The following is a 17,015-nucleotide window of genomic DNA, read 5'->3' on the forward strand; positions in this document are numbered from 1 at the left end:
CGGCAGGATGACATCGGCCGCATCATCGCCGATGCGGAGGCCGCTGCCGCGTGAGTGACTGGACCTGGGAGTACCTTCCCGACGCCGAGCGCGCTCACCATTTCAACGCCGACGTTCTCCCGGAGGACGAGTAACCCGGCAGGAACGGGTTGCGATGCCGCGGAAGACCACCACCGACAGGAACCCATGAGCACCACCACCCTCATTACCAACATCGGCACCCTCGTCACCAACGACCCCACCGCCAGCGCCGGTGACGGCAGCCCGCTCGGCCTGGTCCAGGACGCCGCCGTCGTCCTGGAGGCTGATCGCGTCGCCTGGGTCGGCCGCGCCGCCGACGCCCCGCCCGCCGACACGGTGCACGACGCCGTGGGCCGCGCCGCGATCCCGGGCTTCGTGGACTCCCACTCCCACCTCGTCTTCGCGGGCGACCGCACCCAGGAGTTCAACGCCCGTATGTCCGGGCGCGCCTACTCCGCCGGTGGCATCCGCACCACCGTCGCCGCGACCCGCGCCGCCACGGACGAGGAGCTGGAGGCGAACCTGGTCCGCTACCTCGACGAGGCCCTGCGGCAGGGCACGACGACGTTCGAGACCAAGTCGGGTTATGGGCTCACCACGCACGACGAGGCGCGCGCCCTGCGGATCGCCGCCCGGCACACCGACGAGGTGACGTACCTCGGCGCCCACGTCGTGTCCCCGGACTACGCCGACGACCCGGCGGCCTACGTCGCCCTCGTCACCGGCGAGATGCTCGACGCCTGCGCGCCCCACGCCCGCTGGGTCGACGTCTTCTGCGAGAAGGGCGCCTTCGACGGGGACCAGGCGCGCGCCGTACTCACCGCCGGCATGGCGAAGGGCCTCACCCCGCGCGTCCACGCCAACCAGCTGACCTACGGCCCGGGCGTGCAGCTCGCCGTCGAGCTGGACGCGGCCAGCGCCGACCACTGCACCCACCTCACCCAGCAGGACGTCGACGCCCTCGCGAGCGGCAACACCGTGGCCACCCTGCTTCCCGGCGCCGAGTTCTCCACCCGCGCCGAGTGGCCCGACGCCCGTCGCCTCCTCGACGCCGGCGTGACCGTCGCCCTCTCGACCGACTGCAACCCGGGCTCGTCGTTCACCTCGTCCGTGCCGTTCTGCATCGCGCTCGCGGTACGGGACATGGGCATGACCCCGGACGAGGCCCTCTGGTCCGCCACGGCCGGCGGCGCGGCCGCCCTCCGCCGCACCGACATCGGCCGCATCGCCCCCGGCACCCGCGCCGACCTCGCCCTCCTCGACGCCCCGTCGCACGTCCACCTCGCGTACCGCCCCGGCGTGCCCCTGGTCACGGAGGTGTGGCGCCGCGGCGTTCAGGTGGCCTGAGCAGCCCCGGTGCCGGTGCCGGTGCCGGTGGAGCCGTCCTCAACGACGCAGCGGGGGACGGCACGGTGAAGGACGGGATCCCGAGAGGTCGGATGCCAATCGGTTCAACATGCGTAATACGCGGGGTAGTTCGGCAATCCTGAAGGTATTCATCCGATGATGAGGGGCTCGGCTGCCGCGTGCCACAGTGGTGCCATGAAGACCATCGGACTGATCGGCGGCATGAGCTGGGAGTCCAGCGCCGAGTACTACCGCCTCCTCAACGAGCTCGTACGCGAGCAGGCGGGCGGGCTGCACTCCGCCCGCTGCATCCTGCACTCCGTCGACTTCGCCGACATCGAGCAGCTGCAGGTCGCGGGGGAGTGGGAGAAGGCCGGCGAGATCCTCGCCGACGCCGCCCGCGGGCTCGAAGCGGCGGGCGCGGAGCTGCTGCTCATCTGCACCAACACCATGCACAAGGTCGCCGGCCAGGTCGCGGACGCCGTGGACGTCCCGCTGCTGCACCTCGGTGACGCGACCGCCGAGGCGGTGAAGGGTGCGGGGATCGAGCGGGTGGGGCTGCTCGGGACGGCGTTCACCATGGAGCAGGACTTCTATCGGGACCGGCTGGCCGGGCACGGGCTCGACGTGCTCACCCCGGACGCGGCGGGGCGCGCCGAGGTGCATCGCGTCATCTACGAGGAGCTGTGCCTCGGAGTCGTACGGGAGGAGTCGCGGCGCGCGTACCAGCGGGTCATCGGCGAGCTGGTCGACCGCGGCGCCGAAGGGGTCATCCTGGGCTGTACGGAGATCGAGCTGCTGATCCGCCCCGAGGACAGCCCCGTTCCGGTCTTCGCGACGACCCGGCTGCATGCGGAGGCGGCCGTACGGGCGGCGCTGGGGGCGTGAGCCCCACCAGGGCGTGAGCTCCGCCCCTGCGCGCCTGTGCGCTCCGCCCCATTCGCCCCACCTTTCACAGGGCTTCACATCTCTTCACGGCTTGGTCACGGCTTGACCTTCTCTCCCTATCCCGGGGGGATTTCGGCCGGTACCGTCCTGTCCGGGGAAGCTCAAGGGGGAAGACCGGGGGCCGGGGGGTCGTGTTGAGCGGTGTGCACATTCGTGTCGTGAAGCCCGGGGAGCTGGACGAGGGGGAGACCGAGTCCTGGCGCGAACTGCGCGCCAAGTCCGGTTCCCCCGCCAATCCGTTCATGGAGCCGGAGTTCACCCTGGCCGTCGCGGGCGTACGGCCCGGCGCGCGGGTCGCGGTCATCTCGGACGACGGGGTTCCGGCCGGGTTCTTCCCGTACGAGAGAGGGCCGTTCGGGCACGGCCGGGCCATCGGGCTCGGCGTGTCCGACTGCCAGGGCGCGGTGCTCCGGCCCGGACTGCGGCTGGCCTCCCGCGACCTGCTCCGCGCGTGCTCGCTGTCCGCGTGGGAGTTCGACAACCTGGAGGCGGGGCAGACGCTCTTCGCGCCGGACAGTGTCGAGGAGTTCGCCTCTCCTGTGATCGACGTCGGCGAGGGGTACACGGCCTACGAGGAGCGGCTGCGCGACCGATCGCCCAAGTTCTACCGGACGACCACCGCCAAGGAGCGCAAGCTCGGGCGGCAGGCGGGGGAGACGCGGTTCGTCTTCGACGAGCGCGATCCGGCCGCGCTGCGGACCCTCATGGAGTGGAAGTCCGCGCAGTACCGCAGGACCGGCCGCCGCGACCGCTTCGCACAGGAGTGGATCAGCACACTGGTGCGGCGGCTCCACGAAACCCGGACGCCCGGCTGTTCCGGAGTCCTGTCCGTGCTGTACGCCGCGGACCGGCCCGTCGCCGCGCACTTCGGGCTGCGCTCGCGCACCGTGCTGTCCTGCTGGTTCCCGTCGTACGACACCGAGTTCGCCAAGTACTCGCCGGGGCTGGTCCTGCACCTGCGGATGGCCGAGGCCGCGGCGGCCGATGGCATCGGCATGCTCGACCTCGGCCGCGGCGCCGCCGAGTACAAGGACGCCCTCAAGACCGGCGAACTCCGCGTCCACGAGGGCTCGTCGACGCGCCTCGGGGCCAGGGCGGCGCTCTACTGGCTGAGCCGCGAGCCCGCCCGCCGCGCCCACAGCTACGTACGGAACCGGCCACGGCTCGCCGGATACGCGCAGAAGACGCTGAAGCAGGTCGGCCGCCTGCGGGGCCGCTGACCGGCGCCCAGCTCTCAGCATCTGTCACAGCATCGGGGGGACACACATGCCGCACAGCCCGCACCGACCGCACAGAATCCGCAGCATGCAGGTCGCCGAACTCGACCTCGACACACTCGACGCCACGACGGCCCACGAGCCTGGTGTCGCCGACGCGGTCGGCGAGCCCGGCGTCGCGGACACGGACGCAGACACGAACGCGGACGCAGACACGGGCGCGGCCCGCCGGCCCGACCACGGCGTGCTCGCGCTGCGCCCCGCGCCCGGTGGGCCGCCGCTCGGTGCCGGGGAGACGTTCGTTCTCGTGCGCCGTCGCGGCCGCCCCGTCGCCACCCTCACCGGCACCGTCCCCGAGGGCACCGACCCCGCCGAGGCGCTCGCCGCGCTCGCCCGGGAGCGGCTGGGCGGGACGCGGCCGCCCGAGCCCGAGCGGTACGGCGACCTCTGCCGCGCAAGCGTCGTCGTCGCCACGCGTGAGCGCGCGGGGCAGCTCGCCCGTGCCCTCGACTCCCTCCTCGCCCAGGACCACCCGGACTTCGAGATCGTCGTCGTCGACAACGCACCCGTCACCGACGCCACCCGGGACCTCGTCGAGCACAAGTACGTCGACCAGGTCCGCTACGTGCGCGAACCCGTGCCAGGACTGGCCGCCGCGCACAACCGGGGCATCGCCGCCGCCGGTGGCGCCGTGATCGCCTTCACCGACGACGACGTCATCGCCGATCCGCACTGGCTCACCGCGCTCTGCGCGCAGTTCGCCGAGGACCCGCGCATCGGCTGTGTCACCGGCCTGATCCTCCCGGCGCAGCTCACCACGCCCGCGCAGATCCTGCTGGAGAGCCACGGCGGCTTCGCCAAGGGCTTCGCGCCCCGCACCTACGATCCGGCGCGCCCGCCCGCCGACGAGCCGCTGTTCCCGTTCACCGCGGGCCGTTTCGGCTCCGGCGCCAACATGGCGTTCCGTACCGGCGCGCTCAAAGCCGTCGGCGGCTTCGACCCGGCCACCGGCACCGGCACGCCCGCCCGCGGCGGCGACGACCTGTACGCGTTCGTCCGGATCCTCGCCGCCGGGCACCGGCTCCGCTACACCCCGGACGCGCTCGTCTGGCACCACCACCGTGAGACCCCGCAGGACCTGCGGAACCAGGCGTACGGCTACGGCGCCGGGCTCACCGCGTACCTCACCGCGCTCCTCGCCCGGCGGCCCGCCCTGCTCCCGGCGCTCCTCGCCCGGGTCCCGCGCGGCCTCGCCCACGCCCGGACGATGACCGCCCACCGTGAAGCCGGCGACGGCGTGCCCGGCGAGCACGGCACCCACGGCTACCCATGGCCGCGCAGCCTCTCCCGCCTGGAGCGGAGGGGAATGCTGTACGGGCCGATCGGGTACGCGAAGGCCCGGCGCCGGGTACGCGGCACACCGCTTCCCTGGGAGGGCCGATGAGCACACCCCGGACCACACCCCGGACACCCACACCCCGGACACCGCGCATCCCCGTACTGCTCTACCACGCCGTGATGGACGACCCGCCCGACTGGATCGCCGAATTCACCGTCAGCCCAGAGGAGTTCGGCGTCCAGCTCGACGCGATCGTCGCGAGCGGCCGCACCCCGGTCCGGATCAGCGCGCTCTCCGACCATCTGGCCGGAAGAGGCGAACTGCCGCCCCGGCCCGTCGTGCTCACCTTCGACGACGGCTTCGCCGATCTCCCGGGACCCACAGCCGAGGCGCTCGCCTCCCGCGGGCTGCCCGCCACCGCGTATCTCACCACCGGCGCCATCACACCCGGCCTGTGCAGTCTGCTGCCGCCCGCGCCGATGATGACGCTCGCGCAGGCGCCGCTGCTGGAGCAGTACGGCATGGAGGTCGGCGGACACACGGTCACCCATCCGCAGCTGGACACGCTCGGCGCACGGCGGCTGCGCCATGAACTCCGCCACTCCAAGGCGGTCCTGGAGGACACCCTCGGCCACGAGGTGCGGCATCTGGCCTACCCGCACGGCTACAACAGCCGGGCCGTGCGCCGGGCCGCCCACGCCGCCGGCTACGAGTCCGCCGTCGCCGTACGGCACGCGCTCAGCTCGGAGACGGACGAGGCGTACCGCATCGCCCGGCTGATCCTGCGCCGCGGCCACACCGTCGCCGACATCGAGGCATGGATGGACGGCACGGGCGCGCGGGTCGCGCCGTATCGGGACTCGCTGCCGACGATGGGCTGGCGGATGTACCGGAGGGCGCGGGCGGTGGTGAAGGGCCCCGAATTCGCGGGGTGAGACGGGGGATGAGCCGGGTGATGAGCCGGGTCAAATCCGGTACAGGTTCCTATACTTCGCTGAAGGGGACAGCGGCGTGACGGCCGCGACCACATCCGTGGGGGGAGTCGCACAGTGCAGCAGCAACGCGTGCCCACACCGGTCACCGGGAGCAGCGTGCTGCCCCCCGCCGAACCGGACGACACCGCGACCGGGGCGACGCCCACGCCGCCCACACCGCCCGCCCGAAGACGGCTCCAGCTGTTCGGGCCGCAGACCCTGTTCAGCTGGCTGCCGCTGGTCGTGGCCGCGGGGCTGTGGTTCCACGCCCTGCCCCGCATCGGCTTCCGCGACATCGGTGACTACGGTCTGCTGGACCGGCTCCCGCTCACCTTCTACCTGGCGCTCGCCGTCCTCACCGCCGGCTTCTTCGTCGCCCTGCGGCGCGCCGGGACCGCACCCTGGTGGCCGGTCACGTACTGCGTCGCGATGCTCGTCGCGCTCAAGGCGCCGCCCGCGGTGCTGTACGACTCCGTGCGCTACGCCTGGGCGTCCAAGCACGACGAGGTGATCACCCGGCTGCTCGCCGAGGGCACCGTCCACCCGACCGCCGAGCTGTCCGGCGGCATGTCCGCGTACGACCAGTGGCCGGGCTTCTTCTCCCTCAACGCGGCCCTGGTGAAAGCCTTCGGGGTCGAGGGAGCCACCTCGTACGTCAACTGGGCGCCCGTCGCACTCGGCGTGCTCACCCTGCCGGTGCTCGTGCTGATCTACCGCACCTTCAGCGACGACTGGCGGCTCGTGTGGACGGCCGTCTGGATCTTCCAGCTCGCCAACTGGGTGGGCCAGGACTATCTCTCCCCGCAGGGCTTCTCGTACCTGCTCTATCTGACCGTGATCGCGGTCGTCGTACGGCACTTCGTCCGGCCCGGATCGGCGGGCCCGCTGCGGGACCGCAGCAGGCTCGACCCCGCCGCGGCCGCCGTGCCACCGCCGACCGGCACCCGGCAGCGGGCCGTCGCGGTCGTGATCATCGTCCCGCTGATCGGCGCGATCAACGCCTCGCACCAGCTCACACCGGTGATGCTGTGCGCGACGCTCTTCGCGCTCAGCCTCACGCGCCGCTACCGCAACTGGGGGCTGCTCGTCGTCGCCGGCCTGATCATGCTGATCTGGGACCTGACGATGGGCCGGGTGCTGTTCCTGGAGACGCTCGGCACCCTGCGCAACTCGGCGGGCGATCTGCTCTCCAACTCCCGTGCCGGATACGCGGGCGAACCGACGGGTCCTGGACCCGAGCTCGTCGGCACCGCCAACATCCTGATGGTGGTGGCGCTCGCCGTGCTCGCGGGCTCGGCCGTACTGCTGCGACGCCGGCTGACCCGCAGCGCGCTGCCGCTGCTCCTGGCCGCGGCCGCGCCCGTACCGATGTTCGCCGTCAACGACTACGGCGGCGAAATGCTCTTCCGCGTCTATCTGTTCGGGCTGCCGGGGACGGCGTTCTTCGCGGCGGCCGCGCTCGTCCCCGCGGTCGGCGGCGCGGGGCGGGGGCTCAAGGTCGCGCGCCGGGTCTCCGTCGTCGCCCTGCCCGTCGCCCTCACCGCCCTGCTGGCCGGCTTCCTGCCCTCGTACTACGGCAAGGAGGGCATGCACTACGCCCCGTCCGCGGAACTCGCGTTCACCCGGCGGGCGTACGACCGGGCCCCGGACGGGGCGCTGATCCTCGCGACGACGGGCTCGTTCCCGGGCGCGTACTACCGCTACGACCACTACGAGCGCTGGTTCTTCACCGAGCAGGACGTGCCCGAGAACCTGAGGATGCTCCAGGATCCGGCGGGCTATCTGGCACGCGGGATCCCCGAGGGCCGGATCGCGTACGTGATCCTGACCCCGACCCAGGAGAAGGCGGTGACCGGCGAGGGCTATCTGCCACCAGGCGGCTTCGCGAAGCTGAAGTCCGCCTTGAAGGCCTCGCCGCTCTTCCAGGTGGTGGAGGAAACCGAGCACGGCCTGGTCCTGCGGTACGTCGATGACTAGCGGTTGTGGGCATTCGTTCCGCAGGGCGGAACCGGCACAACCTACGGTGCGGGGCGCCGATGTGTTCGCGCCCGCCCCGGTCGGCCTGGGGCTGCTCGGTGGCGAGCCCCGTCCATCCCGGTGACGTGGAGGTCGCCATGCAACTGAACCCCGCACAGTCCAGAGCCGCGCGCGCCGCGCTCGCCGCCTCCGGCTGGATCGCGCTCGCCGCGACCGCGCTGCCCGGCGGATCGCCGCTGCGCTGGATCCCGGTGCTGGCGTTCGTCGCCCTCGGGCCCGGCCTCGCACTGCTGTACCCGCAGCCACGCGAGCTGCGCCCGGGCGCCCGGCTGGAGGCGCTGGCACTGGCCGCGCCCCTCAGCCTGGCGCTCGGGGCGCTCACCGCCACCTCGCTGTTCCTGGCGGACGCGTTCTCCGCGTCGGTCTTCCTGGTGTCGCTGGCCGCGTTCGCGACGGTGGCCGCCGCGCTGCCCGGCGTGCCGCTGCCCGCTGCCACCAGAGGCGCGGCCGAGCGTGCCAAACCCGGCCCCTGGAGGGGCCGATGACGAGGCGGCACGCCGCATTGTCCCGGGGGACGTACACGGCGCTCGTCCTCGCCGCCGTCGGGGCGTTACTCGCCGGGCTCGGCGTATGGATCGCCCGGACGGACGGGGGCGGAAAGGAGGACGATGCCGGGCCCCCGGGCGGCCATGGACTGCCCGGCAACGCGGCCTCGGGCGCGCTCCCGGAGGGGGACTGCGCCCCCACGGAGACGCTGGAGCCGCGCTGCGGGGCCTGGTGGGGCGCGTACGTCCCGCACGCACGAAACGGCTCCCTCACCGAAGCCGTCCACGTGTTCGAGAAGAAGATCGGCCGCAAGCTCGATCTCGTCTACAACTACCACGACATGTCGAACGGCCCGCTCGACGGCGAGCTCCTCACCGCCGACGAGCAGGAACTCGGCCGGGACCGGCTGCTGATGCTGGCCTGGGAGTCCACCGTGTGGACGGAGCCGCACCACGCCGACTGGACCGAGACCCAGCTCGGCTGGAAGAACATCGCGTCGGGGAAGTACGACCGCGACATCATCGATCCGCAGGCCCGCCGCCTCAAGGCGTACGGCAAGCGCATCTTCTTCTCCTTCGACCAGGAGACCGACTTCCGCATCAAGGAGGGAGCGGGCACTCCCGAGGAGTTCGTCGCCGCCTACCGCCACATCCACGACCGGTTCGAGGAACTGGGCGTCGACAACGTGGTGTGGGTGTGGACGGTCTCCGGCTATCTCGGCAACGCGGAGCTGATGAAGCAGCTCTACCCCGGGGACGAGTACGTCGACTGGATCGGCATGGACCAGTACAACTACTACCTCTGCCACAAGTCGCCGAACTGGCTCGACTTCGACCGCAGCCAGCGGCCCTCCTACGACTGGCTGCGCGCCAACATCTCGGACCGCAGGCCCATCATGCTCGCGGAGTTCGCCACCGCCCCCGACCCGACGCAGCCGCAGCGCCAGCGTGACTGGTACGCCGGTATCCCCGAGGTCGTCCCGACCCTGCCGCGGGTGCGGGCGCTGGTGCACTGGAACCGTCCGGTGCCGGGCGCGGGCTGCGATCTGACGGTCAACGGCGGCCCGGGCCTGGAGGGTTACCGCGAGGCCGGCCGGGACGACTACTTCAAGCAGCCGGTTCCGACCCGCTGAGGCGCCGGAAGCGCCGGTACGCCAGCGACGCGACGGCCGTCGCGAAAGAGCTGGTGAACACCGGCAGCGCGGCCGCCGCGACGGCGTCCTGCGCCGCCCAGCCCGCCACCGCCAGCACCCACACGGCGCCCGCCGTGAGCCGGGCCGGTGCGCCGACGGCGTGCATCGACACGGCGGCGAGCGCCAGGCAGAGGAGCTGGAGCACGGCCGGCAGAACGGCCAGGACGCCCCTCGGGCTGTCCAGCCCGGCCACGTCCGCGAGCAGGTCCGCGAGCGCCCCGAGCCAGGCCCCGCCGGCCGGCTCGGGCCGGATGCCGAGCAGCAGCGGCGCGGTGTGGAGCGCGGCGAAGGTGGCCAGCAGCCCGGCGGTGAGCAGCACGGGCCGCAGCCGCTGCAGCGACACGGCGGCGCAGTGGACGACGATCAGCAGGACGCCTGCGGTGACCGTGACCGGGGGCAGAGCGTCGAGCAGTTCGGTGCCGGACAGCCGCTCGACGGTGACGTCGTCGGCCCGGAACAGCGGGATCCAGAACAGCCCGGCGGCGAGCCCGAGAAGCAGCCACAGCCAGGTCGCGAGCCAGGACTCGTCGCCGCCCGACGCCTGCCCGGCGGCATCGCGGGCCTCCTCCGGTCCGTACACGGGGATTCCGAACGCCGGAGTCGCCGTCTCGTGGACGCCCCGCAGGTACACGGTCTCCCGCGTCCAGTCGGCGTCGTAGCCGCCGGTCTCCGCGGCGGAGGCCACGGCCGCCGTCGCGCGCCGCTCGGCGGCCTTGCGCGCCCAGGTCGTGCCGTATTCGGGAGCGGGGCGCCGCCGCGCGAACATCCTGCCCGACCGGGTCGGACCCGGCTCGCGCCCCGTCAGCGCCGCCCTGATCCCGGGCGCGCATACGACGGCCATCACTGTCATCGACAGCGCCATCGCGAGCCCCGCCCCGGAGATGCCGACGGGCCCGAGCAGCACCGCCGCGCTGCCCAGTACCAGCGTGCACATCGCGCCCTGGAGCACGGCGAGCACACCCGTACGCCCCTGGACGCGCAGCACCCCTATGTACAGCTCGACGACGACGCGGGGCAGCGCCGCGGCGGCCAGCAGCCGCAGGACGGTCGCGCCGTGGTCGGCGTAGTCCGGGCCGAACGGGGCGAGGATCTGCGGCGCGCACACGACGAGGACCAGGACGACGGGCACCAGCAGGATCACCATCCGCCGCAGCGCCCCGCGTACGCCGCCCGCGAGGGTCTCCGGGCTGTGCGAGGCGTGCGCTGTGAGCGAGGAGGCCATGTTGATGGCCATGAACTCCATGGTCCCGCCGACGGTGTACGCGATGTAGAAGAAGCCGTTGTGCGCGGCGTCGAAGCGGACGGCGACCATCACCGGCAGCAGATTGATCATCGCCAGCGAGAACAGCGCCCCGACCGAGTCCCCCGCCAGGAACCGCCCGATGTCCCGCATACGCGGCGGCTCGCGGTACCGGTCGGCGGCGGCCTGGCGGGGTATGAGCCGGCGGAAGACCAGCCAGCCGAGCGGGAGTACGGAGAGGGCGATGGCCGCGGCCCACGAGACGAAGACGCCCAGGACGGGCATGGCGGTGGCGAACGCGGCGAGCAGCAGCAGCTTGCCGATCGAGAACACGGCGTTGCCGACGGGCACCCAGACCGCCTTGCGCAGCCCGGTCAGCACCCCGTCCTGCAGGGTCAGCAGTGCCCAGGCCACACAGGCGGCGGTGAAGACGAGCCCGGCGGTGAGTCCGCGCAGCGGTGCGTACGACGGTCCCCAGAGGTCCAGCGTGACCAGGAAGACCGCGCAGGCCACGCACACGACGGCCGAACTGGCCGCGTACGCCCGCCACACCAGCGGCCCGGTCGCCCGCCCGGCGCGCGGCACGTACCGCACCACCGCGCCGATCATCGTCGTCGCCGTGATCGAGGCGAGCAGCCTCATCGCGGCGATCGCCGCCGACCCCTGCCCGACGGCCTCCTCGGTGTAGTAGCGCGCGGCCACCAGCCAGAACCCGAGCCCCAGCGCGGCCGACACCCCGGTCGACAGCATCAGCGCATAGGCGTTCCGGAACATCGAGTCCCCGCCGCCGCTGCCGCCGCTGCCCGCGCTGCTCGTCTCCGGTGCGGCCGGTGCCTCCCCGAGCTCCTCCGGACTGCGGAGCCGGGCCGTATCAGCCACCGGTCGGCCCAGCGGCGCCGAAGGCGGAGGGGAGCTCCGCCGGTCGCGCTCCCGACTCCCGCAGGACCGCGATGATCCGGTCCGCCTTGAGCGGGTCCGCGGGCAGGGCGTGGCGGGCGAACCAGCGGGCCGGTTCAGGGGACGGGGACAGGTCGGTGAAGAGCTCGGAGGCGTAGTCGTCGAGGGGCGGGTCGTACAGGTAGCCCGTGGTGATCCGGTGGCGGGCGAGCGCGGCGATCGCGGCGTCGCGGTTCTCGACGAGGAGGGGGACGCGGAACAGCGGCTGGACGGGGCCGGGTTCGCGCCCGCGTGCGCCCCACGGGCTCGTCAACAGCCGTTCCGTACCGGCGAGATGGGCGGCGAGACGGTCGTCCAGTCGGTCCAGCAGCCGGGCGGTGCGTCTGTGCCGGGCGGGCCCCGGCGCAATCCGGTAGTCGTGCATGTCGACCCGTACCCAGGAGTGGAACGGCCCGAGCGCGGGCGCCTCCGGCACCGCCTGCTTCAGCTCGCCCGCCCGCAGCGGCATGCGGATCTCCTCGCGCTCCTCCATCCCGAGCAGCCGCATCACCGCCCGCGCCGCCCGCACGAGCCGCAGCCCGCGAACACCGGCCTCCGCGTACGGCCGTAACGCATAGGCGAGTTCGGACGAAAGCCGCGACGGTACGAGGAGGTCGTCGCGCGCCTCCGCCAGCGCGCCCCGCAGCGCCGGGTCGGCGACCGCCAGAAAGCCCCCGGTCTTCGCCGCCGTGTGCTTGGAGAGACTGAAGACCGACGCGTCACCGTACGCACCGACCGGCCGCCCGCCCACCCGCGACCCGATCGCATGCGCCGCGTCCTCCAGCAGCGGGATGCCCAACGCGTCGCAGCGGGCGCGCAGTTCGGGCGCCGGATCGGGATTCCCGTACAGGTTCGTCGTGAGGACGGCGGACAGCCCGCGCCACACGGACTCGGGGACGGCCGCCACATCGAGGGACCCGTCCCGTGGATCGAGCGGTGCCTGGACGGGACGGAGCCCGGCGGCGAGCACCACGAAGAAGATGACGTCGTCGTTGACCGGTGACATCAGCACCCGCCCGCCCGGCCGGCACCACTGGCGCAGCGCCAGGTACAGCCCAAGACGGCACGACGGCACGTACAGACACTCTCTGCCGAGGCGCTCGCGCATCCGCGCTTCCAACGCACCCGGCGTCCCCGGCGTGACCGGACCCACCCCAAAAGCCATGTTGTCCCCCCAGAGCCCCGGGCTCAATGTGGCCCATACCGGACTGCACCGTCAATAAGGCGGAAGGGCCCATCCCTTGACGGAAGGGGCCCTTCGCACGGGGCGCACGGCGTGCACAACGCGCATGGGGCGCGCGGGGGAGATCGCGGGAGTCACTCCTCGACGGTGAGGCCTTTCCTCAGCCTCCTCAGCGTGCGCGACAGCAGCCGCGACACATGCATCTGCGAGATGCCGAGCTCGTCCCCGATCTCCGACTGGGTCATGCCGGCGACGAAGCGGAGGGACAGGATCGTGCGGTCGCGCGACGGCAGCGAGGCGATGAGCGGCTTGAGGGACTCGATGTACTCGATGCCTTCGAGGCCGTGGTCCTCGTACCCGATGCGGTCCGCGAGGGCGCCCTCGGTCTCGTCCTCCTCCGGCTGGGCGTCCAGCGAGCTCGCGGTGTACGCGTTGCTCGCCGCCATGCCCTCGACGACCTCGTCGTTGCTGATGCCGAGCCGGTCGGCGAGCTCCCCGACCGTGGGTGACCGGTCGAGCTGCTGGGCCAGTTCGTCACCGGCCTTGGCGAGATCGAGGCGGAGCTCCTGGAGCCGCCGGGGGACGCGCACGGACCACGAGGTGTCGCGGAAGAAGCGCTTGATCTCGCCGACGATGGTCGGCATCGCGAAGGTCGGGAACTCGACGCCCCGGCTGAGCTCGAAGCGGTCGATGGCCTTGATGAGGCCGATCGTGCCCACCTGGATGATGTCCTCCATCGGCTCGCTGCGGGAGCGGAACCGGGAGGCGGCGAACTTGACCAGGGCCAGGTTGAGTTCTACGAGGGTGTTGCGGACGTACGCGTACTCGTGGGTGCCTTCCTCGAGTACTTCGAGGCGGGCGAAGAGCGTCTTGGAGAGGGCCCGCGCGTCCACCGGTCCGACTTCGCCGAAGGGTGGGATCGCCGGGAGCTCGAGATCTTCGAGGTGTTCAGCGTGCAAGGTGTGCTCGCTGTGCTCGAGTTGCGTGGGTTCGTCGAGATGATGCTTCGGGCGTGTCGACGGCGCGTGGGGGGTACGCGTTTCGTCGAGCCGGGGTGACATGGTCTCCTCCATCGTTCTCGGCGTAAGGCTGCCGATGCCATACGTGTCGCTGCGGTGTGCGGCGCCTCCAAAGCCGGCCGTGTTGGTTGTGTCCCTACTAGCCCTACCCGCTCTTTGCCGAAGGTTGCAAGTGTCAAATGTCATATACGTCTGATTTGTGGGGAAGTTCGGCTACCGACGGGGCATAGCGAAGGCGTAATGTTTTCCGGACGTCAACGGCATCGGCGAAGAGGACGTTCATGGACCGCGGGACGGTCGGCAGCGCGAATCGGGGCCGGCTTCTGGTCGAAGTTCGCACCGAGGGTCGGAGTGAGGTCGTGACACCGGCAGGTGAGCTCGATCACCACACGGCCGATTTGTTGCGTGCGCCACTCGAGGAAGCGCTGGAGCAAGGTCGCACACGCCTGGTGGTGGACTGCTCACTCCTTGAATTCTGCGACTCCACCGGACTGAATGTGCTCCTCGGCGCCCGGCTCAAGGCCGAGGCGGCCGGAGGCGGCGTCCACCTCGCCGGGATGCTCCCCGTGGTGGCCAGGGTCTTCGAGATCACCGGTGCCGACGCGGTCTTCACCGTCCATGACTCGCTCGGAGCGGCACTGACCGACTGATCACCGCCGTGGGCCACGTGACGGGTGTTGTCGCGATACGGCCGGGCAGAAGACCCCCGCGGACTGTGCAGGTTCCTGCACTCTGTGTACTGAAACCATCGCGAACCGGTGAATCGGTGAGGTGAAGCGCTGATGAGCACGACCCGGCAGCATCCGCCGGGCGACCGCGGCCCCGAGTCGGACGGCGCGGGCCCGGAGCCGAGCGCCGTCGAGGCCCCGTCCCGCGGGCCCCACGGCCGGGTGCGCACCCTCTCCCTGGGCAGTGCCAGCGGCATCGTGCCGCTCGCGCGCGACTTCACCCGGCAGGCGCTGTACGACTGGGGCTGGCTGCCCGCCGCGTCCGCCGACCGCAGAGCCGCCGCCGAGGACGTCCTGCTCGTCGTGTCGGAACTGGTCACCAATGCCTGTCTGCATGCGGAGGGCCCCGAGGAGCTGAAAGTCTCCAGCGACACGAAGGTGCTGCGTCTGGAGGTGTCCGACCGCGGCACCGGCCAGCCGGCGCCGCGCACCCCGCACCGGGCGGGCCGGCCGGGCGGGCACGGGATGTTCATAGTGCAGCGGCTCTGCCTGGACTGGGGAGTGCTGCGCACCCCCGGGCTGCCCGGCAAGACGGTGTGGGCGGAGCTGGCGGCTCCCTCCTAGCGGCCGGAACGCCGTGTTTCGAACCGGTATTTGAAGCTGTTGTGGAGCACGGCGATCCGCCGTGCTCTTTGTCTTCCCTCCATCAGGGCCCAGGCGTACCTTGAGCGCCCGATCTGATGTGTCGTCAGTAACTTGGGCGACTTCCCGGCATGAGGGGAACTCGAGGTGTCGTACCAGAAGCGGACAGCTCTCACGCTGGCAGCGGCGGTGGCGGGCTCGGTGGTGCTGATGGCCGCCCCCGTCGCCCATGCCGATGTCGTTGACGTGGACTACCAGTGTCAGACGCCGATCGGACCGAAGGGTGCCGTGTCGCCGATCGACATCAAGGCCGTCAAGAGCGGTGGCGGCTATCAGCTCACGATGTCGTTCGAGAAGGGAGTCTCGTCCAGTCCGGTCGAGCTCGGCAAGGGCGCGATGAACCCGAGCGCGGTGATCAAGCTGGGTGGCGTGGACAGCGGGACGGTGAAGGTGTCCGGGCCCGCGAACCCCGCGGCGATCCCCGCCAACACCCCTATCAAGATCAGCGACCTGACGGGTACGTACACCCCGAGGAAGACGGGCAAGGTCACCTTCACCGCGGGGGTGCTGACCATCAAGGCGCTCGGTACGACCACCACGTGCACGCCCAAGAACAACCCGAAGCCGTCGCTCGAACTCGACGTCCAGGCCTCGGGCGGCGGGGGCGGTGCCCAGTCGGCATCGGGCTCGGGCGAGCTGCCCAGGACCGGCCCGCTCGACTCGGCGGTCGCGCTCGGCACGCTCGGTGGCACGGTGCTGCTCTCCGGGGTGGCGGGTGTGCTGTGGCTGACCCGTCGCGGCGCGCGGTCCGCGAGCTGACCGCGGGGGAGCCGTGATCACTGTTGCCGCCGCAGCTCTGCTGAGCGTGCTGTCCGCGACCGCGCCCGGCGCTGTGGTCGTGCCCGCGCCCGCGACCGCAGCGCCCGGCGCCGGGCCGGGCTGGACGGCGGAGCCCGCGGCGGGCGGCAGACCGTACGTCTATCTGGAGGGCTCGCCCGGCACGGTGATGGAGGACAGGCTGTCCGTGACGAATCGGGGCGCCGAGCCGCTGACCGTACGGCTGCGCGGCGCGGGCGCGGACAACGCGAAGAACGGTGAGTTCGCGGTACGCACCTCCCGCACGGGCACCGGCACGTGGATCGTCCTCGCCTCGCAGCAGGTGACCGTGCCGCCCCGCACCCGCGCCGATGTGCCCTTCGCCGTGACCGTCCCGGCGTCCGCGACACCAGGCGACCACCCCGCCGCGATCGTCGCGACGGCGGGCGGCCGCGAGGTGGGCGTGCGCGTCCATGTCCGGGTGGCCGGCCCGACGCTCGCCGCGCTCACCGTCGAGGACGTCCGGGTGGAGGGCAAGCGCATCCACTACGCCCTGGTCAACCGGGGCAACACGGTCCTCGCCCCACGCCTCGCACTCCGCGCCGACGGCCTCACCGGCGAACTGCTTGCGCGCCCCGCCCGCCCGCTGCCCCTCGAGCTCCTCCCCGGCCGGCGCGTCGAACTCACCGAACCCTGGCCCGATCCCCCCGCCCTCGACTCCGTCGACATCACCCTCCGGGTCACCGCATCGGGCGGCGCCCACGGCGAGGCGACGGCCTCCGCGGTGTACGTCCCCTGGGCCGCGGCGACGGGCACGGCGCTCGCTCTCGCCGCGGCGGCGGCCGGGGCGGCGGCTCTGCGACTGAAGCGCACCGAACGGCGACCGGCGAAGGTGAGAGCCCAACCGTGAACGGCGGCACACGCATGCGACCACCCACCAAGCCTGTCCG

At 72.2% G+C, this 17,015-nt stretch carries 15 protein-coding genes; 12 read left to right on the forward strand and 3 right to left on the reverse strand.

Going from position 1 to position 17,015, the window contains the following annotated elements; translation table 11 throughout:
• Nucleotides 1-186 precede the first annotated feature (186 nt).
• The 8 genes from hutI to ACWCXB_RS19700 all read left to right on the forward strand — a co-directional run bounded on the left by hutI (nt 187) and on the right by ACWCXB_RS19700 (nt 9,501).
• Complete coding sequence (hutI, locus tag ACWCXB_RS19665; RefSeq protein ID WP_450724493.1) at nt 187-1,368, forward strand: imidazolonepropionase; 1,182 nt, start codon at nt 187-189, stop codon at nt 1,366-1,368.
• Nucleotides 1,369-1,563: 195 nt separating this feature from the next.
• Complete coding sequence (locus ACWCXB_RS19670) at nt 1,564-2,256, forward strand: aspartate/glutamate racemase family protein (RefSeq protein ID WP_450724495.1); 693 nt, start codon at nt 1,564-1,566, stop codon at nt 2,254-2,256.
• Nucleotides 2,257-2,459: 203 nt separating this feature from the next.
• The gene (locus ACWCXB_RS19675) at nt 2,460-3,536 is read left to right on the forward strand and encodes a GNAT family N-acetyltransferase (RefSeq protein ID WP_450724497.1); all 1,077 of its coding nucleotides are present in this window, start codon (nt 2,460-2,462) and stop codon (nt 3,534-3,536) included.
• Between the two features lie 85 nt (nt 3,537-3,621).
• Nucleotides 3,622-4,977, forward strand: coding sequence for a glycosyltransferase family 2 protein (locus ACWCXB_RS19680; protein WP_450724499.1), 1,356 nt, complete (start codon nt 3,622-3,624; stop codon nt 4,975-4,977).
• Nucleotides 4,974-5,807: a polysaccharide deacetylase family protein gene (locus ACWCXB_RS19685; RefSeq protein WP_450724501.1), complete on the forward strand. Its 834-nt coding sequence runs from the start codon at nt 4,974-4,976 to the stop codon at nt 5,805-5,807. The genes ACWCXB_RS19680 and ACWCXB_RS19685 overlap by 4 nt, the downstream gene beginning before the upstream one ends.
• 114 nt (nt 5,808-5,921) lie before the next feature.
• Nucleotides 5,922-7,823 (forward strand): hypothetical protein, encoded by a 1,902-nt coding sequence (locus tag ACWCXB_RS19690; protein WP_450724503.1) that lies wholly within the window; start codon nt 5,922-5,924, stop codon nt 7,821-7,823.
• 137 nt (nt 7,824-7,960) lie between these two features.
• The gene (locus ACWCXB_RS19695; protein ID WP_450724505.1) at nt 7,961-8,368 is read left to right on the forward strand and encodes a hypothetical protein; all 408 of its coding nucleotides are present in this window, start codon (nt 7,961-7,963) and stop codon (nt 8,366-8,368) included.
• Complete coding sequence (locus ACWCXB_RS19700; protein WP_450724507.1) at nt 8,365-9,501, forward strand: glycoside hydrolase family 26 protein; 1,137 nt, start codon at nt 8,365-8,367, stop codon at nt 9,499-9,501. The genes ACWCXB_RS19695 and ACWCXB_RS19700 overlap by 4 nt, the downstream gene beginning before the upstream one ends.
• Here ACWCXB_RS19700 and ACWCXB_RS19705 read toward each other — a convergent pair.
• From ACWCXB_RS19705 to ACWCXB_RS19715, 3 genes are all read right to left on the reverse strand, one after another.
• Nucleotides 9,476-11,680, reverse strand: a complete 2,205-nt coding sequence (locus ACWCXB_RS19705) for a lipopolysaccharide biosynthesis protein (protein WP_450724509.1) — start codon at nt 11,678-11,680, stop codon at nt 9,476-9,478. The two genes, ACWCXB_RS19700 and ACWCXB_RS19705, sit on opposite strands and share 26 nt — an antisense overlap.
• Nucleotides 11,673-12,845, reverse strand: coding sequence for a DegT/DnrJ/EryC1/StrS family aminotransferase (locus ACWCXB_RS19710; protein ID WP_450724511.1), 1,173 nt, complete (start codon nt 12,843-12,845; stop codon nt 11,673-11,675). The genes ACWCXB_RS19705 and ACWCXB_RS19710 overlap by 8 nt, the downstream gene beginning before the upstream one ends.
• A gap of 209 nt (nt 12,846-13,054) precedes the next feature.
• Nucleotides 13,055-13,993, reverse strand: coding sequence for an RNA polymerase sigma factor SigF (locus ACWCXB_RS19715; protein ID WP_450724513.1), 939 nt, complete (start codon nt 13,991-13,993; stop codon nt 13,055-13,057).
• A gap of 227 nt (nt 13,994-14,220) precedes the next feature.
• Between ACWCXB_RS19715 and ACWCXB_RS19720 the strand changes: the two genes are divergently transcribed.
• From ACWCXB_RS19720 to ACWCXB_RS19735, 4 genes are all read left to right on the forward strand, one after another.
• On the forward strand, nt 14,221-14,589 hold the full coding sequence (locus tag ACWCXB_RS19720) for an STAS domain-containing protein (protein ID WP_450724515.1): 369 nt from the start codon (nt 14,221-14,223) through the stop codon (nt 14,587-14,589).
• A 132-nt stretch (nt 14,590-14,721) separates the two neighbouring features.
• Nucleotides 14,722-15,231: an ATP-binding protein gene (locus tag ACWCXB_RS19725; RefSeq protein WP_450724517.1), complete on the forward strand. Its 510-nt coding sequence runs from the start codon at nt 14,722-14,724 to the stop codon at nt 15,229-15,231.
• A 165-nt stretch (nt 15,232-15,396) separates the two neighbouring features.
• Nucleotides 15,397-16,068, forward strand: a complete 672-nt coding sequence (locus tag ACWCXB_RS19730) for a peptidase (protein WP_450724519.1) — start codon at nt 15,397-15,399, stop codon at nt 16,066-16,068.
• A 13-nt stretch (nt 16,069-16,081) separates the two neighbouring features.
• Nucleotides 16,082-16,975, forward strand: coding sequence for a COG1470 family protein (locus tag ACWCXB_RS19735; RefSeq protein ID WP_450724521.1), 894 nt, complete (start codon nt 16,082-16,084; stop codon nt 16,973-16,975).
• Nucleotides 16,976-17,015: the final 40 nt, after the last annotated feature.

The organism is Streptomyces sp. NPDC001514 (genome assembly GCF_053597075.1).